Consider the following 25,730-nt stretch of genomic DNA (forward strand, 5'->3'; position numbering starts at 1 on the left):
CACTGGTCACACTTCCGCAGACGCAGCCAAGCCAGAGCCCGCCACTGCCACTACCAACGCCGAGGCCACACACACCACATGCGGTTGCAGTACTAAGGGCCCCTCCTCCCAGGTGCGGGCCGGGTAGGTGCGGGCCGGGTAGGGCCCCTCCAACCACCTCCCCCGACCCCCGGCCCTCCCGCCCCTCCCGCCCCGCCCGAAGCCCCCGAGCCCTACCGCAGGACCGCCGCCTCCTTCCCCTCCGCCAGCCCCACCGCCGGCCGGTCCGGACGCTGCGGCGCCACCCCGCCGATGCTCCGCAACCACGCCCACGTATCGGCCACCGTCTCGGCGACCGGCCGGCACCGCAGCCCCGTCGCCAACGCCCGGGACACATCCGCCCCGTACATCGCATCCCGCAACTCACCCGGCGCCAGCCACACCGGCAACTCGGTCCACGGCTCCACGCCGGCCGCGAGCACGTCCTCCGGCGCCGTCCAGCGCAGCTCCGCATCCGAGCCGGTGACCTTCACACAGCTCTCCAGCAACTCCCCCATGGTGGCGTGCCCGACCTCGCTCACCAGGTTGTACGCCCCGCCGAGCCCGGCCTCCAGCGCGTCCAGCGTCCACTCCGCGAGATCACGCACATCGATGTACTGCAGCGCCATCTCCCGCGGACCCGGCGCGAGCACCGGCCCACCACGGGCGATCCGGCCCAGCCACCACGGCAGCCGCCCGATGTTCTCGTACGGCCCGAGGATCAGCCCGGCCCGCACCAGCAGCGCCCGCTCCCCGAACGCCTCCAGGGCCGCCAACTCCCCGCCCCGCTTGGCCGCCGCGTAGTCCTCGGCGTCCGTGGCATCCGCGGACCCCGCCACCAGCGGCCCGCCCTCGTCCAGCCCGTAGGCCGCCGGATACGCGTACACCGACCGGCTGGACACGTACGCATACCTGCCGACCCGCCCGGCCAGCAGCCGCGCCGCGTCCCGCACCGCCGAGGGCGCACCGCTCCAGGTGTCCACCACGGCGTCCCATTCCCCCGCCCGCAACGCCGCGAGGCCCTCCGGGCCCGCCGCTCCCCGTTCACCGTGCAAGGCCGCCGCGCCCTCCGGCGCCGCATGCCGCCCCCGGTGGAAGACCGTCACCTGCCAACCCCGCGCCAGCGCCGCCTCGGTGACGGCCCGCCCCACGAACTCCGTACCGCCCAGCATCAGTAGCTTCATACCGCCGACTGTGCCGGACTGCGCCGCCCCGAACCAGCGCCGCACGCCGTCAGCGGAATCCCTGCCAGCGGAATTACCGGAGCCCCCGCCTCCGGCCCGCGGACGGCTCACGCCCTACGCCCGACGGCGAACGCGCACACCCATTGCCCGACGCCCGAGACCCGACGCCCGAGACCCGACGCCCGGTGATGGACGTCCGACGGCCGACGCGATGGACGTCCGACGCCCGACGGCCAACGGCCAACGGCAACCGCAACGGCCAACGATGAACGCTCAGTCCTCGGCCAGAACGAACGACGTACGGGCCGGCTTCAATCCCGGCACCTTGGCCTCGATCCGGTACTTGCCGGTCGGCACCGTGGCCGAACTGGGCGTCGCGCACTGCGGTCCGCTCGCCCGACGGTCCCACTCGACGGTGCGCTTCACGGAGCCGTTGGCCGGCACCTGCAACAGCGCCGGCGCGGTGCCCGAGGGGCAGTCGTTCGAGGCCCACACCCGGTCGTCACCCGCGGCGTCGCTGATCGTGAGCACCGCCGCCTTCCGCCCGAGGTCCACCTTGCAGGCCGCGTCAGCCGTGTTCTTGACGGTCAGCTCGAACTGCGGCTTCTTGCCCGGCGCGTACGAGCTCTTCACGCTCCGCAGCACCAACTCGACGTCTGGATCAGTGCAGTTGGGCAATGAAGAACTGGCCGGAACACCCTTCCCGGACCCCTGCCCGATCGGCCCGCCGGCTCCCGCGCCACCGCCCGACGCCCCGCCCCCGGAACCACCGCCGGCCCCGCCGCCCTCACCGCCGGCGCCGCCGCTCCCGCCGCCCGAGGAGCCCGCACCACCGCCGGAACCGGAGTCATCCCCTGACTCCCCTCCGGACCCCGACTCACCGCGTCCGCCGGGCTTTTGGCTGATCGCCGGGCCCGCGGACGAGGGTCCGGGCGTGATCGACGTCGCGGGTCCCTTGCCGTGCGCACCGCCCTTGCCCTCGTCGCCACTGTTGCCGCCGCCGCCCAAGTTGAGGGCCCACACGACCAGTAGGGCGAGCAGTACGACGATGGCCAGCGCAATGGCCCTCCGCCGCCAGTAGATGGAGGAGGGAAGCGGCCCGATCGGATTGCGCAGTGATCCCACGCGGAAACTCTACGAGAGATCAGCAGCCGCACCGGCCACTACCCGCCGCATCAGACTGCAACTTTTCCCATGATCAGCCTGGCCCTCACTGCCCACACCCGCCCAACCCCCCACACACAGCCCTTCCACCCCACCAACCCCACACATCCACCACCCCTCACGCACCACCGCCCACCCCACACACCCACCACCCCCGGTACAACACCGCCCACCCCCACACACCCATGCACCACCGCCCACCCCACCCCCTCGCCCCACGAGCAACCCACCACCCCCACGGTGCGGGCAGCGCCCGCGGACGACGGTGCGGGCAGCATCCTCCCGGGCCACCATGCGGGCAGTCCCACGGGTCAGTGCGGGCAGCCCCCGGGGCGCACCGCACCCCGGCCACTCTGCGGGGACGCTGCCCCCGGCCACTGCGCGGGCAGCGTCCCCGGCGGCGCCCAGCGCCTACGCCCCCTCTGGACGCGGCCACTCCACCTTGTGGCCGAAGCCCTGGCCGTTGTCGATCAGCCGTAGCCAGTCAGGGCGTAGCTCCCAGAGGGTGGTGCGTTCCAAGGCGGCCCGGAGCCGCTCGTCCGCCTCGACGAAGGGGAAGCGCCGGGTATAGGCCCGCCATCCGGCGTTCCGCTCGGCGCCCGACAGAGGCCGGCAGCGACCCCGGCCCTGAATTCCGGTCAGCGCGCTCCATTCCTGGCCGTCGCGTTGCACCGTGAAGGCGACCCGGGCCTCCGGGTCGGCCAGAGCCCGTCCGTGGCGGGTCGTGGTCGACGTGACGAAGTACAGCACCGGCCCGCCGACCGCACCTGCCGCCACCTCTACCCCCTCCGTCACCTCCTCCATCGTCTCCCCCACGTCGACCCCGCCGACCGCGTCGACCGCGTCGGTCGACTCCACCACGCCGGCGCCCCGGTCCGCCCCGGCCGCCTCGACACCGCCTGCGGCCGCGCCGACCCCGCCATCGGCTCCACCATCGGCCCCGTCAGCGGTCCCACCCGCGGCCTGGCTGGCATGGGCAGCATTGGGGGCGTCAGTGGCGACAGTCACGGCGAGGGTGGCGTGGGCGGGGGCAGTGTCGGTGGCGTACAGAACCGCGCAGGCCTGGGGACCCCCCTCGTCCACGTACGCCAGGGTGATCGTCGTGTGGGCGGCCAGTGCCTGCTGGATCGCATGCGGGCAGGGCAGGGAGCTCGCGGCTGTCGCGCCGCCATGCACCGACTCGCCACCATGCGCCGACTCACGGCCACGCACCGACTCGCCGCCCCGCCCTGACTCACCACCGCTCTCGGACCGGTCGCCACGCGCGGGCTCCCCGTCGCGTACGGCCTCGCCGTCGCGTACGGGATCCCCGCCACGCGCAGGGTCACTGTCCCGCACGCGCAAGGGCTCGCCGGCGCTGCTGCTCGGGTTCGCCGTACGTCCGGCGCTCTCTTCTGGTGTCTGCGGCATCTGCCTGTCGCTGCTGTCGTTCGTCTTCGCCATGTCCGTATCCCGGCCTTGTGCCCTACACCCCGCGCCGTGCGCCTTGTGCCCTATACCCCGCGCCTTGTGCCTGCGCCCTGCGTATTTTCCTGCGCGCCTCGGCTGGCCCGAGCCGACCTCGGTCTGGACCTGCCCAGCCGACCATGCGCTCAGCCGACCGTGCGCCCAGCTGACCATCAGCTGACCATGCCCTGCCCGCGTCTCCGCCTTGCTCGTCCCCGCCCCGTCATGCCCGGCCCTGGCGCGTCCTGCTCGCCCTGCCGCGTCTTCCCCCTGCCCGGGGCCGCCGCGCCCTGCCTTACCTACCCTCCTCTCCTCCTCGCCTCTCCTTGCCTCGTCCCTGCCTGGTCCGCCTTGTCGCCTCCTTCTATTCCGGCAACGATTACGGAGAGTAATCAGTTCCCGCGGAGTGTAATGAGTTTTGGTGAGTGTTCCCGAGGCGGTCTCGGGGGGCGGCGTACCGGCGGTAGCGGCCAAGCGTGCGTATGAGGTCCTCCTGCGAGTGGGTGGGCGTGCGGCGGGGCGCGGCCGGTGCGTTTCCTGGGCGCGGGCGGACGTGCCAGGATCGGCGGTGCCATGACTTCGACGCCTGTCACCTCATCTGCCACGTCCGACGCCGCCGAGACCGCTTCCGCCGCCGTTCCGGCCGCGGAGGCCGCAGACGGGACCGCGCTGCACGGGCCGGTCACCGACTGGTTCGACGAGCATGCCCGCGATCTGCCCTGGCGCCGCCCCGAGGCGGGCGCCTGGGGTGTGATGGTGAGCGAGTTCATGCTCCAGCAGACGCCGGTCAGCAGAGTGCTGCCGGTGTACGAGCAGTGGCTGGCCCGCTGGCCGCGCCCCGCCGACCTGGCCGCCGAGGCGCCGGGCGAGGCGGTCCGCGCCTGGGGCCGGCTCGGTTATCCGCGGCGCGCGCTGCGGTTGCACGCCGCCGCGTCCGCCATACAGGAGCGGCACGGCGGTGACGTACCGCGCGAGCACGCCCAGCTGCTGGCGCTGCCCGGCGTCGGCGAGTACACCGCCGCGGCGGTCGCCTCGTTCGCGTACGGGCAGCGGCACGCGGTGCTGGACACGAACGTGCGGCGGGTGTTCGCGCGCGCGGTGGCCGGCCGGCAGTTCCCGCCGAACGCCACCACCGCCGCCGAGCGCAAGCTCGCCCGCCAACTCCTGCCCGAGGACGAGGGGCTGGCGGCGCGCTGGGCGGCGGCCACGATGGAGCTGGGTGCGCTGTTGTGTACGGCGCGCACGCCGGAGTGCCACCGTTGCCCGATCGCCTCGCGGTGTGCGTGGCGGCTGGCCGGCTCCCCGGCGCACGACGGTCCGCCGCGGCGCACCCAGACGTACGCCGGTACCGACCGGCAGGTGCGGGGCAAGCTGCTCGCGGTGCTGCGGGAGGCGGTGGCGCCGGTTCCGCAGCAGGTGCTGGACGCGGTGTGGGACGAGCCGGTGCAGCGCGCCCGGGCGCTGGACGGGCTGGTCTCGGACGGCCTGGTGGAGCCGCTGGGCGGTGGCCGGTACCGGTTGCCGCTGTCGTAGACGGGTCATAGGCGGGGTCGTAGGCGGGAGCTCGATCAAGCTCGATCGACGTGGTCGGCCGAGCTCGATCGACGTGGTCGGCCGAGCCTGATGGGCACCCCTGCGTAACCGCCGCCCGTGGGCGTGCCCGCGCCCGTAGGCGTAACCGCCACCCGGCCCCGCACTCCCAGACCCCACACCCCCACACCCACCCCCACACCCACCCCAACACCCTCACGCCCTCCCCCCAGGGGCGGCTGCGCCCGCAGCCGCCCCTGACTCTTGACTGCCTTTCATGGCTGAAAAGGGGCGGTAATTGGCTGGATGGTGATTCTTCGATCGGGCGGTGCGGCAACCCGGCAACGGGGACGCGTGCGCTCCGACGAGTAGCCGTGAGGGGTGCCCTGGCTGGTGCCATGACGGCTGCCGTGACGGGTGCGAGGCGAGTGCCCTGAGCGTCATGGGCCTTTGGGCGGGGGTGTTGTCCGTCCGGAGTATGACGGGGCGGGGGTCGCCGTCCACCCGAGGTATGACCCCCGGCGGGCTGTTACACAACCGAGGGTTTTCCGTGCACTCGCTGTGGGGCCCACGCACATTACGCCGCAACACCCCCTCCGTAGCGTCTTCCACGTGCTGGAGATGACCGCCAGCGCAGTCAACGTGGGGAATCGCAAGCGGATCGGAGGCGTCGGGATGGCGACCAGCGGCGGCAAGGTACTGGACTTCGAAGAGTACGTGCGGACGCGGCAGGAGGCCCTGCTGCGCAGCGCCCGGCGTCTGGTGCCCGATCCGGTCGACGCTCAGGACCTGCTGCAGACGGCGCTGGTGCGTACGTACGGCCGCTGGGACGGGATCGCGGACAAGTCGCTGGCCGACGCCTACCTCCGCCGCGTCATGATCAACACCCGTACGGAGTGGTGGCGGGCCCGCAAGCTGGAGGAGGTGCCCACCGAGCAGCTGCCGGACGCGAGCGTGGACGACGGCACCGAGCAGCGCGCGGACCGGGCGCTGCTGATGGACATCCTCGGGGTGCTGGCCCCCAAGCAGCGCAGCGTGGTCGTGCTGCGGCACTGGGAGCAGATGAGCACGGAGGAGACGGCTGCCGCGCTCGGGATGTCCACGGGCACGGTCAAGAGCACGCTGCACCGTGCGCTGGCGCGGCTGCGTCAGGAGCTGCAGGCCCGCGACATCGACGCGCGGATGCTGGAGCGCGGCGAGCAGGACCGGGGGCGGCAGGACCAGGAGCGGTGCGCGGCCTGACGTGCGGGGCCTGACGTGCGAGGGAGCGGCTCCCCGGGCACGCGCGTGACAAATGTGTGAAAACGGTCACGTGGTCCGGAGCCGTACGGTTCACGGGTCGACGCGTCACAATCGCAGGGGACACCCCGGAACACTCCGGAACCTGGGGACACCTCGGGACACTCCGGAGCACCGCGGGAACGGCTTCGCCGGACGGCAGCGCGCTGCTCGGCGGGCGGCATTCCGTAGCGAGGACGGCTTTCACTCAGCAACGAGGACCACGACCACCACGCAGACCGACGACTATCGTCACTTCAGAGCCTTCAGAGCCTCCAGGCACTTCAGTCACTCGGCCTTCAGGCACTTCAGTCACTCACGAACAGCAGCGGGATCGGCGGCTGTGCGAGCAGCACGGTGAGCAGGAGCGGATTGTCCAGGAACAGGTTGACCAGGATCGGGTTGACCAGAGGCGGCGCGGCCACGGCAGGGGTGGCCGCCGTCGGCCTTTTGCTGGCCGGGTGCAATCCGGGGGGCGAGGGTGTGCGCAGCGAGGGGTCGGCGAGCAGCACCCCGGCGCCCAAGGCGGCGGCGAGCAACATGCCGAGTCCGACCTCGTCGGCCGGGTACAAGAAGGTCGACGCGGTCCGGCTGATGCGGGACGATCCGAAGGTCGGCGCGGATGTGAAGAAGTCCCTGTACAAGCCGTGCGCCGCCGACGAGTATCCGGTGGAGGTGACCTATGCGTCGCTGACCGGCGGTTCGTCGCCCGATGTCATCGTCAACGTCATGACCTGCGCGGATTCGGTGGGGATCGGGTCCTACGTGTACCGCAGGGACAGCGGGGCGAAGGACGGGTATGACAACGTGTATGCCAATGAGCAGCCGTCGGTCTCCGCCGCGGTCAACAAGGGTCAGCTGGAGATCTCGAAGCAGACCTATGCGGCCGGCGACCAGGTGTGCTGTCCGTCCGGTGAGGACGTGACGACGTACCGCTGGGCGGGCGGCCGCTTCCGCCAGGACAACCAGTACCACACCGACTACAGCAAGACCACCGTCGACAGCATCCCGGCGCCGGACGACAGCGGCGCGGGACCGGAGGGTTGAGACAACCGCATGGCCGACACCCATGTGCTTTTCGTCGAGGACGACGACGTCATCCGCGAGGCGACGCAGCTCGCGCTGGAGCGGGACGGATTCGTGGTCACCGCGATGCCGGACGGGCTCGCGGGGCTGGAGGCGTTCCGTGCGAACCGTCCGGACATCGCGCTGCTCGACGTGATGGTGCCGGGGCTGGACGGGGTGAGTCTGTGCCGGCGGATCCGTGACGAGTCGACGGTTCCGGTGATCATGCTGTCGGCGCGGGCCGACTCGATCGACGTGGTGCTGGGCCTGGAGGCGGGTGCGGACGACTACGTCACCAAGCCGTTCGACGGGGCGGTGCTGGTGGCGCGGATCCGTGCGGTGCTGCGCCGTTTCGGTCATGCCAGCGGCCCGGACGGTGCCAAGCCGGCCGGGGCGGCGGACGACGGCCCGGACGAGGCGGTGCTGCGCTTCGGTGATCTGGAGGTCGACACCGAGGGCATGGAGGTCCGCAAGGGCGGCGAGAACGTGGCGCTGACGCCGACCGAGATGCGGCTGCTGCTGGAGTTCTCCAACGCGCCGGGTACGGTCCTCTCGCGCGACCGGCTGCTGGAGCGGGTGTGGGACTACGGCTGGGGTGGTGACACCCGGGTCGTGGACGTCCACGTCCAGCGGCTGCGCGGCAAGATCGGCCAGGACCGGATCGAGACGGTCCGCGGTTTCGGATACAAGCTGAGAGGCTGACGCCGCCGGTGGTGAGGCTGGCCCTGCGGACAGGGCTGAGATGGAAGCTCAGCGCCGCGATCGCGCTCGTCGGAGCGCTGGTCGCGATCGCGCTGAGCCTCGTCGTGCACAACGCGGCCCGCCATTCCATGCTCGACAACAGCCGGGACGTGCAGGTCGAGCGGCTGAATTTCACCCAGAAGATCTTCGAGTCGACCAGCCGGCTGCAGTTCGGTGCGAAGCTCGACGATCCGGCGCTGCCGGCTCCGCTGCGCCGGGAGGTCGCGGAGAACGAGCGCGCGACGTATTTGCAGGACACCGGGGAGACGGCGCCGGAGGTGTGGGCGGCGACGCCGTTGAGCGACGGCCGGGTGCTGTCGATGCACGACCGTTTCCCGGATCGTTTCGCCGTTCTGGACGATCTCGACCAGGCGCTGCTGATCGGTTCGACCGCCGTGGTGGTGGGCGGCTGTGCGCTGGGCGTACTGGTCGGCGGGCGGCTGTCCAAGCGGCTGCGGAAGGCGGCCGCGGCGGCGGGGAAGCTGGCCGACGGGGACCGGTCGGTACGGATCCGGGACGAGGTCGGCGGCCGGGTGCGGGACGAGACGGACGATCTGGCGTGGGCGGTGGACGCCATGTCGGACGCGCTCCAGGAGCGGATCGAGGCCGAGCGGCGGGTGACCGCGGACATCGCCCATGAGCTGCGCACGCCGGTCACCGGTCTGCTGACCGCGGCCGAACTGCTGCCGCCGGGCCGCCCGTCGGAGCTGGTCCGGGACCGTGCGCAGGCGCTGCGGACGCTCGTCGAGGACGTCCTGGAGGTGGCCCGGCTGGACGGCTACGCCGAGCGCGCCGAGCTGCAGGACGTGGCGTTGGGCGAGTTCGTCACCCGCCGGGTGCGGGCCCTGGACCCGGACATCAGGATCGATGTCGTACGGGACTCCGAGGCGACCACCGATCCGCGCCGGCTGGAGCGGATCCTGGGCAATCTGATCGCGAACGCGGCGCGGCACGGCAAGCCGCCGATCGAGGTGACGGTCGAGGGCCGGGTGCTGCGGGTGCGCGATCACGGGCCCGGTTTCCCGGAGGCGCTGCTCCGCGAGGGGCCGAGCCGGTTCCGCACCGGCAGCAGTGACCGGGCGGGCCGCGGCCACGGGCTGGGCCTGACCATCGCCGCGGGCCAGGCCCGCGTACTGGGCGCCCGTCTGACCTTCCGCAACGCGGACGAGCTGACGGACGGCTCGACGGGCGCGATCTCCGTCCTCTGGCTGCCGGAGAACGCCCCGACGAATACGGGGAGCTTTCCCGTCATCCACCTTCCGGACAGATAGCCCACGTACCTGGCTCTCCCGCCGCGGGGCTTGCTCGCCGTTGCCGCTTTGCGGCGCCGCCCACGTACCCGGCTCTCCCGCCGCGGGGCTTGCTCGCCGTTGCGCTTTGCGGCGCCTCCCCCGTACTCGGCTGCAGCGCCATGGTTGTTGCTCGCCGTTGCGCCTGGCGGCGGGCGTTTGTTTGTCGGGTGCGGTGCCGGCCCTCCGGACTTCGTCCTCCGGTCCAGCCCCTCCCGTAGTGGGGGGAAATAGCTGAGTGGGGGTGCACGTGATCTCTCACGTGCACCCCCACTCGGCGTTTTTCACCCTCCACGACGGGAGGGGACGGGCCGGAGGCGCCCGCCGCAGGCGCTACGGCGAGAGTTCGTCGCGTCAGACAGCCGCCGGTACCCGCTCCTCCGGGCTGGGGGCCGCCTTGGGTGCGGCCCCGCCCCGCAGCGGGACCTCCTTGAGGAACCACGCCGCCGCGAAGCCGATGATGCTGACCAGGGCGCCCCACAGGAAGACCTGGTGGGTGCCGTTCGCCACCGCGTGCGCGTAGGCGTCCTTGATCACCGGCGGGAGCTGGGCCATGCGCTTGGGGTCCATCTGGGCGCCGCCGCCGGTCATCTTGGCGCCGGCGGCCTTGCCGAGCCGTGCGACCATCGTCGACTGCACCTCGTTGGTGAAGATCGCGCCGAGGATCGCGACGCCGAAGGAGCCGCCGATGGTGCGGAAGAGGGTGGCGGACGAGGAGCCGACGCCCATGTCCTTCAGCTCGACGCTGTTCTGGGCGATCAGCATCGTGGTCTGCATCAGGAAGCCCATGCCGGCGCCGAGCACGGCCATGTAGAGGCCCGAGGTGAAGCGGCTGGTGCCGGTGTCCATGAGGGACAGCACGGCCAGGCCCGCGGTGATCAGGCCGCCGCCGACCACGACGAAGACCTTGTACTTGCCGGTCTGGGTGGTGACCCGGCCGGCGAACAGCGAGACGACCATCATCGCCAGCAGCATCGGCAGCAGCAGCAGGCCGGAGTTGGTGGCCGAGGCGCCCTGCACGGTCTGCTGGAACAGCGGCAGGAAGGTCATCGACCCGAACATCACGAAGCCGACGAGGAAGCCGATCACGGTGACGAGCGAGAAGTTGCCGTTGCGGAAGATGTGCAGCGGCAGCACCGGCTCGGCGACCTTGCGCTCGACCAGGACGAACGCGATCAGGGCGAGGACGCCGAAGACGCCGAGGCCGATGATCTGCGTCGACAGCCAGTCGTACTCGGTGCCGCCCCAGGTGGTGATCAGGACGAGGGCGGTGATGCCGAGGGTGAGCAGTGCGGAACCGACGTAGTCGATGCGGGCCTTGGAGCGCTTCTTCGGCAGGTGCAGCACCGCGGTGATCATGGCCAGGGCTATCGCGCCGAGCGGGAGGTTGATGTAGAAGCTCCAGCGCCAGCCGAGGTGGTCGGTGAGGGTGCCGCCGACCAGCGGGCCGCCGATCATGGCGACGGCCATGACGCCGGCCATCATGCCCTGGTACTTGCCGCGTTCGCGCGGCGGGACCAGGTCGCCGAGGATCGCCATGACGCCGACCATCAGGCCGCCCGCGCCGAGTCCCTGGACCGCGCGGAAGCCGATGAGCTGGCCCATGTCCTGGGCCATGCCGGACAGTGCGGAGCCGACCAGGAAGAGCACGATGGAGGTCAGGAAGACGCCCTTGCGGCCGTACATGTCGCCGAGCTTGCCCCAGATCGGGGTCGAGGCGGCGGTCGCCAGCGTGTAGGCGGTGACGACCCAGGACAGGTGCTCCAGCCCGCCCAGTTCACCGACGATGGTCGGCATCGCGGTGCCGACGATCATGTTGTCCAGCATCGCGAGGAGCATCGCGATCATCAGCGCGAAGACCACCATCCGCACGCTCGAAGGCTTTTTGCCCTGCGGTGCGTCCGAGGGATTCGCCCCGGTCGCGGTCATTCGTCCGTCCCCCGTCGGGGTCGCAGGCTGCGACTTCCCCATCACTCACTCTCTCCTACTTACTTGCCGCCCGGCTAGTTCAGTACAGTGAGGAAGGTAGGCCGCTAACTAGCCGGGCGTCAAGTAAGTTTCTTTGGCCCCGTCCTGGGCACGCCTCCCACCAGCACCGACGACGCAGGAGAGCACCATGAGCACCGGGCAGACGCGCCGCGGGAACACCCGCCAGCGCATTCAGGACGTCGCTCTTGAGCTGTTCTCCGAACACGGCTACGAGAAGACCTCGCTCCGGGAGATCGCGGAGAAGCTGGAGGTCACCAAGGCGGCGCTGTACTACCACTTCAAGACCAAGGAAGACATCGTCATCAGCCTGTTCCAGGACCTGACCAGGCCCTGCGACGAGCTGATCGCCTGGGCCGAGGAGCAGCCGCGGACGCTGGAGACGAAGCTTGAGGTGATCCGCCGCTACAACGAGGCGCTGCGTTCGGCCGAGCCGCTGTTCCGCTTCATGCAGGAGAACCAGGCGGCGGTGCGCGATCTGAGCATCGGCGAGACCTTCAAGGCGCGCATGCTGACCCTTTTCGGCCTCCTGAAGGAGGACGATGCGGAGCTGACGGATCAGGTGCGCTGCATCACGGCGCTCTTCTCCATGCACGCGGGGATGTTCGCGATGCAGCACGTCGAAGGCGACCCCGAGGAGAAGCGCAAGGCCATCCTCGAGGTCGCCACAGAACTGGTCACGGCGGCAAACCCGCCGAACCGCCGGCCAGCCCGGCCGGATTCAGCTCAGACGGCGTCGCCGTGAGCCCGCAGGAATCCGGTCGGCTCGATGCCCGACCCGTAGTTGGGGCCGGTGCGAACTTCGAAGTGCAGGTGGGGGCCGGTCGAGTTGCCGGTGCTGCCGGACAGGCCGATCTGCTGGCCGGCGCCGACCTGCTGGCCGACGTGGACCTGGATCGCTGACAGGTGCGCGTACTGGGTGTACACCCCGTTGGCGTGCTGGATCACGATGGCGTTGCCGTAGGCCGGGCCGTCGCCGCCGCCCCAGGGGCCGGCCTTGATGACGGTGCCCTGGTGGACGGCCTTGACCACGGTGCCGCTCGGCACGACGAAGTCCTGGCCGCTGTGCTTGTGCGCCCAGTGGCTGCCGGGGATGCCGAAGGGCTCGCCCAGCGTGTACTTGTCGACCGGCTTGACCCAGGCGTCGGCCTTCTTGGCCGCGTCCTTCTTGGCCTTGGCCGCGGCGGCCTTGGCGCCGGTGGCGGCCTTGGCCTGGGCGTCGGCCTGGGCGCTGACGGTCGTGCCGACGTGCGAGGTGAGGCCCAGCAGACCACCGTCGGCGGCGGAGGCGGCACCGGCGCCGAGCGCGACGGTCACACCGACACCGGCGGCGACCACGGCGGCCCGGCGGCGCAGCAGGGACTTCGCGGTCTTGGGGGTACCGGCGGAGTTCTTGGAATGGCGAATGGCGGCGAACTTCGACATGCGGGTTTTTTCCTTCCGGAATTCGATCAGGAAGATCTGGGAGATCCGAGGGATCAGGCAGATCGGGGAGATCAGGAATTTCACGACTGCCCGGCTGCGGACCGGGAGTGCCATTCCTTGGTAACCGGTCGGGGCCGCCCCGCCAAGAGCCCCTGCTACTAGGCAGGCCCGTACAAAAGCCGTCGGGAAAGAGCCTCTTGCATTCCGGCCGGGCCTTTGCATGACCCGTACGAATCACCGCATTCCGGACAGCCCAGACGTCCACGAAACTGCGGCTGATCAGCGCTTTTACTCGTTCGTTGCCCAGGTGGTGGCCCCGCCCGGGCCGCCACCCCCACCACACCCCGCCCCGGCCCCGGAAAACCCCCGCGCCCCCACCCGCACTTTCTTCTAATTCCGCTAGTAGGCCCACAAGCGGCTGTGCGTCATGTCACCACCGGCCCGACTTCTTTGTGACCTGGATTACCCGGGCGATGTGACCTGGATTACCGGAAGGCTGTGACCCGCATTACTCGCGGGCGCTGATCCGGTTATTGCGGGGGGCTTCTTCGGCGACGCGGGATGGCGAATTCCGTGACCGCCGCCACACCGTCCCGGCTAGCCTGGCCCCACGACATCACCGGCCATATCACCGATCACGGCCACCGGTCGCGGTCACCGGTCGTGGATCACCGGCCCATGGGGGAGGCGGCGCACACGATGGACCCGTCAGCAGTGGGGATCCGGCTCGCGTCCGGGGCGGTGGCCCCGCTCGTCCGGAAGCTCTTCGTCAAGGAGGGGCCGGGCGCCGGCCTCGTCCCGGCCCCCGTACGGATCTCCGCCCTGGTGTCCTTCACCGGCGAGCAGCGCACCCTCACCCGCAAGGACCTGCACAAACTCGCCGCGGAGCTGGTGCAGCGGGCGTTACGCAGCCGCGGCCCCGGCGAACGGCCGGTCCCCGCGGACGAGGAGCGGGCCGTGGCCGACGCGCTCGCCGACACCCTGCACGCCCTCGGCGACCTCGACATGGACGACGTACAGGCCGTCCGCCTCGGCGCCGGTGCCCTCGCCGGCCGCCTGCTCGTCGCGGCTCCGTCCGCCGCCCGCGGCCTGTCCCGGGACGCCGAGCTGCTGCACCGCGCCCTGCTCGACACCGCCTGCCTGCACATCGTGCACTTCTTCAGCCAGCGGTCGGCCTTCGTCGCCCGCACCCTGGTCCAGCAGAGCCGCAGCCTGGACGGCCTGATCACCACCATGGACGCGTTCCTCGAACGGCATCCGTCCCCGCGGGCGGCGGAGCTCGCCTTCGAGCGCAGCTATCTCACCTACGTGGCGCGCAAGCACAGCCGGCTCACCATCTACGGCATCGACCTGACCCACTCCCCGGACCGGTGGCCGCTCGACGCCGCCTACCTGAGCCTCGCGGCGACGCCGGCCGCCGGGCGCGGGCCGGCGACCACCGCCCCGTGGGAGGAGGACGGCGCCCACCCGGCCGGCGCCCCGGCGCCCCTCCCCGCCGACCAGGCCCTGGCCGGCCGCGACCGGGTGCTGCTGCGCGGCGTGGCCGGCTCCGGCAAGAGCACCCTCGTGCAGTGGCTGGCCGTCTCCTGCACCAAGGCCCCCGGCGAGACGCCCCTCCCCCACCTCTACGGCCGGATCCCGTTCGTCCTGCCGCTGCGCACCCTCACCCGCGACGGTGCGCCGCTGCCCACCCCGGACCGCTTCCTCGCGGCAGTCGGCTGCCCGCTGTCCGGTGCCCGGCCCGACGGCTGGACCGACCGGATCCTGGCCTCCGGGCGGGGCCTGCTCCTCGTCGACGGGCTGGACGAGATCCCGGACCGCGAGCGCGACCGGGCCCGGCGCTGGCTGCGCGATCTGCTCGACGCGTTCCCGGACAACCTGTGGCTGGTCACCACCCGGCCCTCCGCGGTGCGCGACGACTGGCTCGCCTCCGACGGCTTCGACGAGCTGACGCTGGCGCCGCTGCGCCGCGCCGAGGTGGCCGCGTTCATCGGCCGCTGGCACGACGCGGCCCGCCTCGGCGCCGAGGACCCCGCCCGCCTCGACGCGTACGAGCAGTCGCTGCTGGCCGCCGTCCACACCAAGCAGGACCTCGCCCGGCTCGCCACCAATCCCCTCATGTGCGGGCTGATCTGCGCCCTGCACCGCGACCGGCGCGGCTATCTGCCCACCGGCCGCAAGGAGCTGTACGACGCGGCGCTGGTCATGCTGCTCTCCCGCCGCGACCGCGAACGCGACATGGCCGCCCCCACGGGCATCGAGCTGAACGACGAGCCGCAGATCCAGCTGCTGCAGCGGCTGGCGTACTGGCTGATCCGCAACGGCCGGACGGAGCTGGACCGGGACCGGGCCGAGCGGATCGTCGCCGAGGCGCTGCCGGCGGTGCCGGCGGCCGCCCGGCAGGGGGACGCGGCGGCCGTACTGCGTCATCTGCTGCTGCGCAGCGGGTTGCTGCGCGAGCCGGTGGCCGGTTCGGTGCAGTTCGTCCATCGCACGTTCCAGGACTACCTGGGCGCGAAGGCGGCCGTCGAGGACGGTGACATCGGGCTGCTGGTGGCGCATGCGGAGGACGTCCAGTGGGAGGACGTGATCCGGATGGCGGTCGCACACGCCCGCCCGCGCGAACGGGCCGAGCTCTTACGGGAGTTGCTCGCCCACGGAGACACCGCCGACGACGCCGCGACCCGGCTGCGGGTCCATCTGCTCGCCCTGGCCTGCCTGGAGCACGCGACGGAACTCGACCCGGGCGTACGGGAGGAGGTGAACGCACGGGCACGGGCGATCCTGCCGCCGCGCAGCCGGGAGGAGTCACGGCTGCTGGCCTCGGTGGGGCCGCTGGTCGTGGAACTGCTGCCGGGACCGGAGGGACTGGAGGACGACGAGGCGCAGGAGGTGGTGGCTACGGCGGCGCTGGTCGGGTCGGACGCGGGGTTCGAGGTGATCAAGCGGTTCCGTGACCATCCGGCGGCCGGCACACGGGTTCAACTCGCCGCTTCGTGGCGAGCGTTCGACGCCGAGCGCTACGCCCGGGACGTGATCCGGCACCTCGACGAGGAGGTGACGATCACTGCGGAGTCCACCGAGGAGCTGCGCCTGCTCAAGGCGCTCGGAGGCCGCCAACGCATGGTGGTGAGCGGCTCGTTCACCGCCCGCGAACTCTTGGCCGAACTGGTCCACGAGCCCCTCCGGAGCCTGACGATCGAGGGGAATCCGCTGATCAACGACCTGGACTTCCTCCGCGAGTTCCCGAACCTGGAGTGGCTGTCGCTGTGGGGGTGCCCCGCGGTCGAGAGCCTCGCCCCGCTCGCGGACCTCGGCCTCCGCACGCTGAACCTCAACTCACTGCCAAGGCAGAATCTGCCGACCGGACTCGATGCGCTGACCGGCCTCACCGGTCTGGGCCTCTACTCCCGACTGCCGGACAGCACCGCGGCTTTGCCCGCCGGTGCCCCGCTGGCCTTCCTGGCGACCGACCAGCCCCTCGGAACCGAGCTCGCCAGTCTGGTCTCCTGGCCCAGCCTGCGCACCCTGCACCTCGCGCGGCTCACGGATGCCTTCGGCGAGGACCAATGGGCCGAGCTGGCCTCGCTTGCGCAACTGCGCTGGCTGTCCCTGGGCCTGGCCTCCGACCAGGTGTCGCTGGAGCTCCCGCCCGGCCTCCGGCTCCCCCAGGTCACCGGCCTCAGCCTCCTCAACCCGGCACGGGTACCCGCACCCCGTCTGAGCGCGCTGCTGGACACCCTCCTCCCGGCCTTCCCTCACCTGCGCCAGCTCGACGTCTACGGCGTAATCGACACCCCGATCGCCCTTCCTTCCCTGGCCGGCCTGTCCGAGCTCCAGGAACTCGGTCTCTACGACCTCCGCCCCGACCCCGTCCCCGATCTCCCGCCCGGCGTCAAACTCACCCTCCACCCCCGCCCCCGCGCCTAGGCTGGCCGCACCGCACCACAGGCGCCCAACCCCCCTGCCCGGTACCGCAGTTACGGGAAGTCCATGGATCCCACGAGCCTCGCCGCACGTCTCGCCCCGCACACCGTCGATCCCCTCGTCCGCAAGCTGTTCCGCACCGACGGGCCGGTCACCGGGCTGGTCGGCCGGCCCGTTCCGATCGCGCTGCTGGTGTCGTTCACCGGTGAGAAGCCGGAGTTGAGCGGGTCCGGGCTGGACGACCTCGCCGCGTCCCTCGTCGAGCAGGCGACCGGTGCCGGGGACCCGGACCTGGCCGCCGCGCTGGCCCGTACGCTGCGGGCGCTGGCCGGGACCGGGATGGACGACGTCGACGCGGCGCGGCTGCTGCCCGCGGAGTTCGCCCGCCGGCTGTGCGCGCAGGTGCCCGGCGCCGCCGGCCGGCTCGCGGGGGACCGTGCGCGGCTGTACGGGCTGCTGGTGGACGTGGTGGCCCGGCACGTCCTGTACTTCCTCACCCGGCGGTCGCCGTATGTGGCCCACGCCCTCCCCGAGCAGACCCGTACGCTCGCCGAGCTGATCCACGGGCCGGGCGCAGCGGCCCCCGCCGCACCGCCGGACCGCACCCCCGGCGAGGCCGTCGACGAACCCACCATGGATGAACAAGCCGTGGACGAGGCCGCCTTCGAAGAGGGCACCTTCGACGAGGCCGCCTTCGAGGAGGAGTACGCCCGGCGCACCGCTGCCCTCCACAACCACCTCACCATCTACGGCATCGACCTCGCGCACTCCCCCGACAGCTGGCCCCTGGACGCCGCCTATCTGGGGCTGCAGTGCGAGCCGGGGTCGCCGGAGGACGATCCGCCGCTGCCCGCCGAGCGGGCGCTGGCCGGGCGCGGGCGGGTGCTGGTGCGCGGGGTGGCCGGGGCCGGCAAGACGACGCTGCTGCAGTGGCTGACCGTCGCCACGGCCCGCGACGAGCTGCCGGAGGCGCTGGTGGAGCTGCGCGGCCGGGTGCCGTTCCTGCTGCCGGTGCGCCGGTTCGCGCGGGCGGGGCTGCCCGACCCGGAAACGTTCCTGGACGCGGTCGGGTATCAGGACGCGGACCGGGCGCCGGCCGGCTGGGCGGAGCGGGTGCTGGCCGAGGGGCGGGCGCTGCTGCTGGTCGACGGGGTCGACGAGGCGCCGGAGGAGGAGCGGGAGGAACTGCGCCGCAAGCTCGGCGAGTGGACCGGCCGCTACCCGGGGAACGTCTGGATCGTCACGTCCCGGCCGTCCGCGGTGCCCGGCAACTGGCTGGCCGACGCGGGCTTCGCGGAGGTGGCGCTGGCGCCGATGAGCCGGGAGGACGTCGCCGCGTTCATCCAGCGCTGGCACCGGGCGGCGGCCCAACAGCGCCCGGCCGACCTCGACCGGCTCGCCGATTACGAGCGGACGCTGCTCAACGCGGTGCGGATCACCCGTGATCTGGGGCGGTTGGCGACCAATCCGCTGATGTGCGGGCTGCTGTGCGCCCTCCACCGCGACCGGCGCGGTTATCTGCCGCACGGCCGCAAGGAGCTCTACGACGCGGCGCTGTCGATGCTGCTGGAGCGGCGGGACCGGGAGCGGGCGATGGGGGCGCCCGACGGGGTGGAGCTGACCCGGCAGCCGAAGATCCAGCTGCTGCAGAAGCTGGCCCACTGGATGCTGATCCACGGCCGTTCGGAGATGGACCGGGCGACGGCGGTCGCGACGCTGGCGGAGCATCTGCCGGCCATTCCGGACGCCGCGCGGCAGGGCGGGCCGGAGGAGGTCTTCCGGCATCTGCTCAACCGGACCGGGCTGCTGCGGGAGCCGACGCCCGGCACCGTGGACTTCGTGCACCGTACGTTCCAGGACTATCTGTCCGCGCGGGCGGTGGTGCAGCGGCACGATTTCACGCTGCTGCTGGAGCACGCGCACCACGACGCGTGGGAGGACGTGATCCGGATGGCGGTGGCGCTGTCCCGGCCGGACGAGTGCGCGGCGCTGCTGGACGGGCTGCTGGCCCCGCATCCGGGCGTGCGGGCCGCGGAGGCCCGGCACCGCAAGCTGCTGGCGGCGGCCTGTCTGGAGCACGCCGCGGAGCTGGACCCGGCGGTCCGGGCGCGGGTGCAGCGCTTCACCCGGGACATGGTGCGCCCCGGTACGCCGTCGGCGGCCCGGGCGCTGGGCTGGATCGGGCCGATCGTGCTGGAGATGCTGCCGGACCCCACGGACGTCCCGGACCAGGAGGCGGTGCTGCTGGCGATCACCGCCACCTCGATCGCGGACGACATGGCGATCGACTATCTGACGGGACTGCGGGACCGGGCGCACCACGACATCCGGGCGCAGCTCGCCGGGGCGTGGCGGCGCTACGACACGGCCCGCTACGCCCGCGAGATCATCGCCCACCTCGATCCGGCCGAGCTGTATTTCCCGGTGTCCGGCCCGGAGGAACTGCAGGCGCTGCGCCGGCTGGGCGGGCGCCCGCACCTGCGGATCGCCGGGCACTTCACGCCAGACCAGCTGGTCGAGGGCATCGCGCCGGCCGATGGCCTGACCCGGCTGTGGCTCGCGTACGACCTCGGCGTTTCGATGGAGTGGCTGTCCGCCTTTCCGAATCTGGACACGCTGCGGATCGGCCGCCGCATTCCGCCGGTGCAGGGGGTTCCGGACGGAATTCGTGTGGTGCGGAGCTAATCACCGGAGCTAATCGTTCCGGAAGCGCCCGGAAGCCCCAGGGAAGTGCCCCGGAAGTGGCGCAGAAGTGCCGTGGAAGTGCTGGGGGGAAGCGCGCCGGAACAATGGCTCTGCCGCGTCGGTGTCTCATCGGTATCTACTGCATCGTGCGTATCCGCCGTATACCGAGCGCCGAAGGCCGAAGACCCGGCACCCGTATCCACCAAACGAAAACGGAACTGCCCGGAATCGTTTCGTACGATTCCGGGCAGTTCCGGTGCACCTGCTCCGATTTATTCGGTTGGGGCGCTATAGCCGCTTTGCACGGTGAGGCGTTTCCGCTGCTCAGGCATCCTTGCTCAGGTTGGGGCCCGAACCGCCGGTCGCGGACTCGATCGGCGGGGCGTCCGGCAGGGCGGACTTCTCCTCGCCGCGGAAGGTGAACTTGGCGCTGTCACCCTCACCCTCGGTGTCGACGACCACGATGTGACCCGGACGCAGCTCGCTGAAGAGGATCTTCTCCGAGAGGGCGTCCTCGATCTCGCGCTGGATCGTGCGGCGCAGCGGACGGGCGCCGAGCACCGGGTCGTACCCGCGCTTGGCCAGCAGCGACTTGGCGGTGCCGCTGAGCTCGATGCCCATGTCGCGGTCCTTCAGCCGCTCGTCCACCTTGGCGATCATGAGGTCGACGATCTGGATGATGTCGTCCTCGGTCAGCTGGTGGAAGACGACGGTGTCGTCGACACGGTTGAGGAACTCGGGGCGGAAGTGCTGCTTGAGCTCTTCGTTGACCTTGTTCTTCATCCGCTCGTAGCTGGACTTGGTGTCGCCCTGGGCCGCGAAGCCGAGGTTGAAGCCCTTGGAGATGTCCCGCGTACCGAGGTTCGTCGTCATGATGATGACGGTGTTCTTGAAGTCCACGACCCGGCCCTGGGAGTCGGTCAGGCGACCGTCCTCCAGGATCTGCAGCAGCGAGTTGAAGATGTCCGGGTGGGCCTTCTCGACCTCGTCGAAGAGCACCACGGAGAACGGCTTGCGGCGCACCTTCTCGGTGAGCTGCCCGCCCTCTTCGTAGCCGACGTAGCCGGGGGGCGAACCGAACAGCCGGGAGACCGTGTGCTTCTCGCTGAACTCCGACATGTCGAGGGAGATCAGCGCGTCCTCGTCGCCGAACAGGAACTCCGCCAGCGTCTTGGACAGCTCGGTCTTACCGACACCGGACGGGCCGGCGAAGATGAACGAGCCACCGGGACGCTTGGGGTCCTTCAGGCCGGCACGGGTACGCCGGATGGCCTGGGAGAGCGCCTTGATGGCGTCCTTCTGGCCGATGACGCGCTTGTGGAGCTCGTCCTCCATGCGGAGCAGACGCGAGGACTCCTCCTCGGTGAGCTTGAAGACCGGGATGCCGGTGGCCGTGGCCAGGACCTCGGCGATCAGCTCCTCGTCCACCTCGGCGACGACGTCCATGTCGCCGGCCTTCCACTCCTTCTCCCGCTTCGCCTTCGCGGCCAGGAGCTGCTTCTCCTTGTCGCGCAGGCCCGCGGCCATCTCGAAGTCCTGTGAGTCGATCGCGGACTCCTTCTCCCGGCGCACGTCGGCGATCTTCTCGTCGAACTCGCGCAGGTCCGGCGGCGCGGTCATCCGGCGGATCCGCATCCGGGAGCCGGCCTCGTCGATCAGGTCGATCGCCTTGTCCGGCAGGAAGCGGTCGGAGATGTAGCGGTCGGCCAGGGTGGCCGCGGCGACCAGTGCGGAGTCCGTAATGGACACGCGGTGGTGCGCCTCGTAGCGGTCCCGCAGGCCCTTGAGGATCTCGATCGTGTGCGGCAGCGACGGCTCCGCGACCTGGATGGGCTGGAAGCGGCGCTCCAGGGCCGCGTCCTTCTCCAGGTGCTTGCGGTACTCGTCGAGCGTGGTGGCACCGATGGTCTGCAGCTCACCGCGGGCCAGCATCGGCTTGAGGATGCTGGCGGCGTCGATCGCGCCCTCGGCGGCGCCCGCACCCACGAGGGTGTGGAGCTCGTCGATGAACAGGATGATGTCGCCGCGGGTGCGGATCTCCTTGAGGACCTTCTTCAGGCGCTCCTCGAAGTCACCGCGGTAGCGGGAGCCGGCGACGAGGGCACCGAGGTCGAGGGTGTAGAGGTGCTTGTCCTTGAGGGTCTCGGGCACCTCGCCCTTGACGATGGCCTGGGCCAGGCCCTCGACGACCGCCGTCTTGCCGACGCCGGGCTCGCCGATGAGGACCGGGTTGTTCTTCGTACGGCGCGACAGCACCTGCATGACGCGCTCGATTTCCTTCTCGCGCCCGATGACCGGGTCGAGCTTGGTCTCGCGAGCGGCCTGCGTGAGGTTGCGGCCGAACTGGTCCAGGACGAGGGAGGTCGAGGGCGTGCCCTCGGCGGGGCCGCCGGCCGTGGCGGCTTCCTTGCCCTGGTAGCCGGAGAGCAGCTGGATGACCTGCTGCCGCACCCGGTTGAGATCGGCACCCAGCTTCACGAGGACCTGGGCGGCGACGCCCTCGCCCTCGCGGATCAGGCCGAGCAGGATGTGCTCGGTGCCGATGTAGTTGTGGCCGAGCTGGAGGGCCTCGCGGAGCGACAGCTCCAGGACCTTCTTGGCACGGGGGGTGAAGGGAATGTGCCCGGACGGGGCCTGCTGGCCCTGGCCGATGATCTCCTCCACCTGCTGACGGACCGCCTCAAGCGAAATGCCGAGGCTCTCCAGGGCCTTTGCGGCGACACCTTCACCCTCGTGGATCAGGCCCAGGAGGATGTGCTCGGTGCCGATGTAGTTGTGGTTGAGCATCCGGGCTTCTTCCTGAGCCAGGACGACAACCCGCCGCGCGCGGTCGGTGAACCTCTCGAACATCGTTAATCGCTCCTCAGAGCGGTCAGGCAGTTAGGGGTCGGTCCCCTCCCTGTCCTTCCGCATGCTAGTCCCGCGGGGCGGGACAGCTCATTCCAACTGCCGACACCCGTCCGGATCACCCCCGCTCCGGCGGGGAAATTTACTGCCGAACAGCTGACATCTGCTCCAACTCGATGGTGCGAGACGATGTTCCCGCAGGCCAGGCATATACGCCCTCCGCCACTACGCCCGTGGCGAACGCGCCCTTCCCCGACACGCCGCCCGCATCCCGCCGAAAGCCGGGCCGAGGCGCTTCGTGCGCCGGTCACACCGTCTCTTCCCACTGAGACTGTCTTACCCGCTGCCTCTGACACTCCATGCGGCGCGGACCGCTTCCATCCGCTACGGGCGAACATCCGCGCGCCGCCGGACGCCTCACCAAGCCGCTTACGCAAACACGGTGAGTATGGGTGCAGGCACGCACCGTAACTTCCGTGGTCGCGGGCAGTTGCACCGGTCATGCTCCGCGTGCTCCCGCGCCCCCGCAACCTCCACAGCCCCTCCGAGGGCTCCGGCCCACCGGACCCCTCGGGTCCGCTCGCCGCCGCCCGTCGGCGGTACGAGGACGGCATGGGGTGGCCGACGGCACCTACGGACCCGCCGGAGCTGCTGACCGGGGTGCGTTTCGACGTGCTGGAGATGCCGGCCGGTGCCGGAAGTGCGGTGCTGCGGCGGTGGCCGCTGCTGGGCCCGGTGGCACTGCTGCGGCCGGGAGGCGACGCGAACCCTCCGGGTAACCGGCCGAAATTGCTCGTTCTCATCGCGCCGGGCGGCGCCGAGGAACTTCCGGGAATCCTGGAATGGCTGGAGTGGGGCGCACTCGCCGGGGATCTCACGGCGCGGGGGGCCGGCGGCCGGATGCCCGCACCGGCGTTCCCCTTCGACCCCTCATCACCTGGTGCATTCGGTTCGTGGGAGGCCGCGGTATGGGTGCGACCTCCCCGGACCGGGCACGAGGCGGAGAATTCCCTGCCCGGCACGGGGTTCGGGACAGGAATCGGGGACGGTGGAGGCGTCCCCGACCTCGTACGGCTTGTGAGCGCGGCGGCGACGGAGTGCCACCGTGCCCGGTTGTTGCGTGCTGGTAATGCCCAATCGGACCGCGTGTGCCGCGATCAGGCGTTGGCCTTCTCGAATGCCTCGCGAATGTCGGCGGGGACACGGCCGCGGTCATTGACGTTGTAGCCGTTCTCCTTCGCCCAAGCGCGGATCTTCGCGGTGTCCTGGCTGCCGGCGGAAGCCGCCGCACGTGCCTTGCCGCGACCGCCGGAACGTCCACCGGTACGACGGCCGGCCTTCACGAAGTCGGCGAGCGACTCACGCAGCTTCTCGGCGTTGCTGTCGGAGAGGTCGATCTCGTAGGCCTTACCGTCGAGCGCGAACGTCACGGTCTCGTGGGCCTCGCCGCCGTCGAGGTCGTCGACAAGAAGAACCTGAACCTTCTGTGCCACCGGTTTCCCTTTCATCGAATGCGGATTACGACGGAAAGCAAACCGCTTTTCCGGGAAAAACACAAACCCTTGGGTAGGGTTCACTTGCCCGCAGACCGGGGAACGCATGCTTCCGTAGCCATGAGATAGGGGAGCGATTCGGACATAGAACACTCATCACAGGTGCAGAAGCATCCGGCTGTTACCCAGGGTGTTGGGCTTCACTCGTTCGAGGCCGAGGAACTCGGCAACGCCCTCGTCATAGGAACGCAGCAGCTCGCTGTAGACATCACCGTCTACCGGGGCCTCGCCGATCTCGACGAAGCCGTGCTTGCCGAAGAAGTCGACTTCGAAGGTGAGACAGAAAATGCGCCGCACTCCGAGCCAGCGCGCGGTGGCCAGCAGCTTCTCCAGCACCTGATGACCCACGCCGGCCCCCTTGAGCTGCGGATCCACCGCCAGGGTGCGCACCTCGGCCAGGTCTTCCCACATCACGTGCAGTGCGCCGCAGCCGACGACCTCGGCGTCTTCGTCGCGCTCGGCGACCCAGAACTCCTGGATGTCCTCGTAAAGCGTGACCGTGGCTTTGTCGAGGAGGATCCCGTCGCGGGAGTAGGCGTCGATGAGACGGCGTACGGCGGGGACATCGCCGGTCCTGGCGCGGCGGACGGTGAGGCCTTTTGAATGCGCGGGCATGCCGGGACGCTATCGCCCCTTGCCGCCGGCGTTCGCCCCGGGTTCACGCCCTTCGCCGGATCCCGGTTCGCCGGCCGCTTCCGGTGGCGCGGGCGTCCGGTCTTCTTCCACCGGGCCGGCCTGTTCTGCCCGTTCGCCTTGTCCGGCGGCTTCTTGGTGGCCTTCTGCTTCTTCGGGGTCTTCTGCGTCTTCGGGGTCTGCCGGCTCGTCGACCTGCACCATCCGTACGGCATCGCGCAGAGCCTGCCGTTGTTCCGGCGACATCATGCCGAAGAAGGCCACAAGTGCGGCGGCGGGGTTGTCACTGGCGGACCACGCTTCGTTCATCAGTGCGGCGGCGTAGGCGGCGCGAGTGGAGACCGCCTCATATCGATAGGCGCGGCCTTCTGCTTCGCGGCGCACCCAGCCCTTCTGATGGAGGTTGTCCAATACGGTCATGACCGTGGTGTAGGCGATCGACCGTTCCTTCTGGAGATCTTCCAGGACTTCTCGAACGGTGACCGGGCGGTTCCACTCCCAGACCCGCGTCATCACCGCGTCTTCCAGATCACCCAAGCGTCTCGGCACACAAGAACAATAGTGGGAGATGTCCAGAATGCCCGTTGATCTCGTTGCGTTTGGAGGAGGGAAAGCCGGAAAAGGAGGCGGCCCGGGACGCTCGGTCCCAGGCCGTGGGTGCGTGCGGGCCGCCGGTGCGGCGGCCGGCGGATCAGGCGCCGTGCGCGGTGGACTTCCGCCCCGGGGAAACCGAGGATCCCGCGGCCCCCGAGGATCCCGAGGTCCCCGACGACTCGGTCCGGGCCAGCGCCGCGTCCACGGCGGCGTCCTCCTTGGACTTGTTCGCACCGCCCTGGCTCTTGATCATCGTCACGATCAGGCAGGTGAAAGCCACCGCCATCACGACGGGCGGGAGCAGGGCTGCGACGTAATCCATGGCGTATGGCCTCCTTATAGGGCGTAAGCCGCCGAGGGTACGC

At 70.8% G+C, this 25,730-nt stretch carries 20 protein-coding genes; 9 read left to right on the forward strand and 11 right to left on the reverse strand.

Translation table 11 applies throughout. The features are described 5' to 3' along the window. Positions 1 to 212: 212 nt before the first annotated feature. The 3 genes from ACZ7MX_RS28050 to ACZ7MX_RS28060 form a co-directional block, all read right to left on the reverse strand. Positions 213 to 1,202 carry an NAD-dependent epimerase/dehydratase family protein gene (locus ACZ7MX_RS28050; RefSeq protein ID WP_472136014.1) on the reverse strand — a complete coding sequence of 330 codons (990 nt, stop codon included), beginning with the start codon at positions 1,200 to 1,202 and terminating at the stop codon, positions 213 to 215. Between the two features lie 273 nt (positions 1,203 to 1,475). Continuing rightward, a complete protein-coding gene (locus ACZ7MX_RS28055) occupies positions 1,476 to 2,327 on the reverse strand; it encodes a hypothetical protein (RefSeq protein WP_472136015.1) in 852 nt (283 codons plus the stop codon). A gap of 450 nt (positions 2,328 to 2,777) precedes the next feature. After that, positions 2,778 to 3,809 carry a hypothetical protein gene (locus ACZ7MX_RS28060; protein ID WP_472136016.1) on the reverse strand — a complete coding sequence of 344 codons (1,032 nt, stop codon included), beginning with the start codon at positions 3,807 to 3,809 and terminating at the stop codon, positions 2,778 to 2,780. Between the two features lie 576 nt (positions 3,810 to 4,385). Between ACZ7MX_RS28060 and ACZ7MX_RS28065 the strand changes: the two genes are divergently transcribed. Beyond that, entirely contained in the window at positions 4,386 to 5,345 is a 960-nt protein-coding gene (locus tag ACZ7MX_RS28065; RefSeq protein WP_030801722.1) for an HhH-GPD family protein, read from the forward strand. Between the two features lie 618 nt (positions 5,346 to 5,963). Next, positions 5,964 to 6,584 carry a SigE family RNA polymerase sigma factor gene (locus tag ACZ7MX_RS28070; protein WP_472136282.1) on the forward strand — a complete coding sequence of 207 codons (621 nt, stop codon included), beginning with the start codon at positions 5,964 to 5,966 and terminating at the stop codon, positions 6,582 to 6,584. 344 nt (positions 6,585 to 6,928) lie between these two features. Here ACZ7MX_RS28070 and ACZ7MX_RS28075 read toward each other — a convergent pair whose 3' ends face one another. Further along, a complete protein-coding gene (locus ACZ7MX_RS28075; RefSeq protein ID WP_393572629.1) occupies positions 6,929 to 7,162 on the reverse strand; it encodes a hypothetical protein in 234 nt (77 codons plus the stop codon). On the opposite strand from ACZ7MX_RS28075, the gene ACZ7MX_RS28080 reads away from it, so the two are divergent. The 3 genes from ACZ7MX_RS28080 to cseC are packed head-to-tail and all read left to right on the forward strand — an operon-like array spanning position 7,161 to position 9,697. Further along, positions 7,161 to 7,667, forward strand: a complete 507-nt coding sequence (locus tag ACZ7MX_RS28080) for a hypothetical protein (RefSeq protein ID WP_472136017.1) — start codon at positions 7,161 to 7,163, stop codon at positions 7,665 to 7,667. The two genes, ACZ7MX_RS28075 and ACZ7MX_RS28080, sit on opposite strands and share 2 nt — an antisense overlap. Before the next feature lie 9 nt (positions 7,668 to 7,676). After that, positions 7,677 to 8,387 (forward strand): two-component system response regulator CseB, encoded by a 711-nt coding sequence (cseB, locus tag ACZ7MX_RS28085; RefSeq protein ID WP_472136018.1) that lies wholly within the window; start codon positions 7,677 to 7,679, stop codon positions 8,385 to 8,387. 8 nt (positions 8,388 to 8,395) lie between these two features. Further along, entirely contained in the window at positions 8,396 to 9,697 is a 1,302-nt protein-coding gene (gene cseC, locus ACZ7MX_RS28090) for a two-component system sensor histidine kinase CseC (RefSeq protein ID WP_472136019.1), read from the forward strand. A 372-nt stretch (positions 9,698 to 10,069) separates the two neighbouring features. Here cseC and ACZ7MX_RS28095 read toward each other — a convergent pair whose 3' ends face one another. Further along, positions 10,070 to 11,644, reverse strand: coding sequence for an MDR family MFS transporter (locus ACZ7MX_RS28095; RefSeq protein WP_472136020.1), 1,575 nt, complete (start codon positions 11,642 to 11,644; stop codon positions 10,070 to 10,072). 187 nt (positions 11,645 to 11,831) lie between these two features. Here ACZ7MX_RS28095 and ACZ7MX_RS28100 point away from each other — a divergent pair, with 187 nt between their 5' ends. Next, a complete protein-coding gene (locus tag ACZ7MX_RS28100; protein ID WP_472136021.1) occupies positions 11,832 to 12,446 on the forward strand; it encodes a TetR/AcrR family transcriptional regulator in 615 nt (204 codons plus the stop codon). On the opposite strand, the gene ACZ7MX_RS28105 is transcribed toward ACZ7MX_RS28100, so the two are convergent. Further along, positions 12,428 to 13,126: a M23 family metallopeptidase gene (locus ACZ7MX_RS28105; RefSeq protein ID WP_472136022.1), complete on the reverse strand. Its 699-nt coding sequence runs from the start codon at positions 13,124 to 13,126 to the stop codon at positions 12,428 to 12,430. The two genes, ACZ7MX_RS28100 and ACZ7MX_RS28105, sit on opposite strands and share 19 nt — an antisense overlap. Before the next feature lie 699 nt (positions 13,127 to 13,825). Between ACZ7MX_RS28105 and ACZ7MX_RS28110 the strand changes: the two genes are divergently transcribed. Both ACZ7MX_RS28110 and ACZ7MX_RS28115 read left to right on the forward strand, forming a co-directional pair. Beyond that, positions 13,826 to 17,056, forward strand: a complete 3,231-nt coding sequence (locus tag ACZ7MX_RS28110; RefSeq protein WP_472136023.1) for an NACHT domain-containing protein — start codon at positions 13,826 to 13,828, stop codon at positions 17,054 to 17,056. Positions 17,057 to 17,119: 63 nt separating this feature from the next. Further along, positions 17,120 to 19,738, forward strand: coding sequence for an NACHT domain-containing protein (locus tag ACZ7MX_RS28115; protein WP_472136024.1), 2,619 nt, complete (start codon positions 17,120 to 17,122; stop codon positions 19,736 to 19,738). 324 nt (positions 19,739 to 20,062) lie between these two features. Here the strand turns inward: ACZ7MX_RS28115 and ACZ7MX_RS28120 are convergent, their stop codons facing one another. Next, positions 20,063 to 22,588 (reverse strand): ATP-dependent Clp protease ATP-binding subunit, encoded by a 2,526-nt coding sequence (locus tag ACZ7MX_RS28120; RefSeq protein ID WP_472136025.1) that lies wholly within the window; start codon positions 22,586 to 22,588, stop codon positions 20,063 to 20,065. Between the two features lie 609 nt (positions 22,589 to 23,197). Here ACZ7MX_RS28120 and ACZ7MX_RS28125 point away from each other — a divergent pair. Continuing rightward, the gene (locus tag ACZ7MX_RS28125) at positions 23,198 to 23,812 is read left to right on the forward strand and encodes an SCO3374 family protein (protein WP_472136284.1); all 615 of its coding nucleotides are present in this window, start codon (positions 23,198 to 23,200) and stop codon (positions 23,810 to 23,812) included. Here the strand turns inward: ACZ7MX_RS28125 and ACZ7MX_RS28130 are convergent. From ACZ7MX_RS28130 to ACZ7MX_RS28145, 4 genes are all read right to left on the reverse strand, one after another. Continuing rightward, on the reverse strand, positions 23,743 to 24,078 hold the full coding sequence (locus ACZ7MX_RS28130; RefSeq protein WP_030416764.1) for a histone-like nucleoid-structuring protein Lsr2: 336 nt from the start codon (positions 24,076 to 24,078) through the stop codon (positions 23,743 to 23,745). The genes ACZ7MX_RS28125 and ACZ7MX_RS28130 overlap by 70 nt on opposite strands. Positions 24,079 to 24,234: 156 nt before the next feature. Beyond that, complete coding sequence (locus tag ACZ7MX_RS28135; RefSeq protein ID WP_030801698.1) at positions 24,235 to 24,753, reverse strand: amino-acid N-acetyltransferase; 519 nt, start codon at positions 24,751 to 24,753, stop codon at positions 24,235 to 24,237. 9 nt (positions 24,754 to 24,762) lie between these two features. Then, positions 24,763 to 25,284, reverse strand: coding sequence for a BlaI/MecI/CopY family transcriptional regulator (locus ACZ7MX_RS28140; RefSeq protein ID WP_472136285.1), 522 nt, complete (start codon positions 25,282 to 25,284; stop codon positions 24,763 to 24,765). A 178-nt stretch (positions 25,285 to 25,462) separates the two neighbouring features. Continuing rightward, positions 25,463 to 25,687, reverse strand: a complete 225-nt coding sequence (locus ACZ7MX_RS28145) for a hypothetical protein (protein ID WP_472136026.1) — start codon at positions 25,685 to 25,687, stop codon at positions 25,463 to 25,465. Positions 25,688 to 25,730: the final 43 nt, after the last annotated feature.

The sequence above is a fragment of the Streptomyces sp. NPDC107765 genome, from assembly GCF_055657085.1.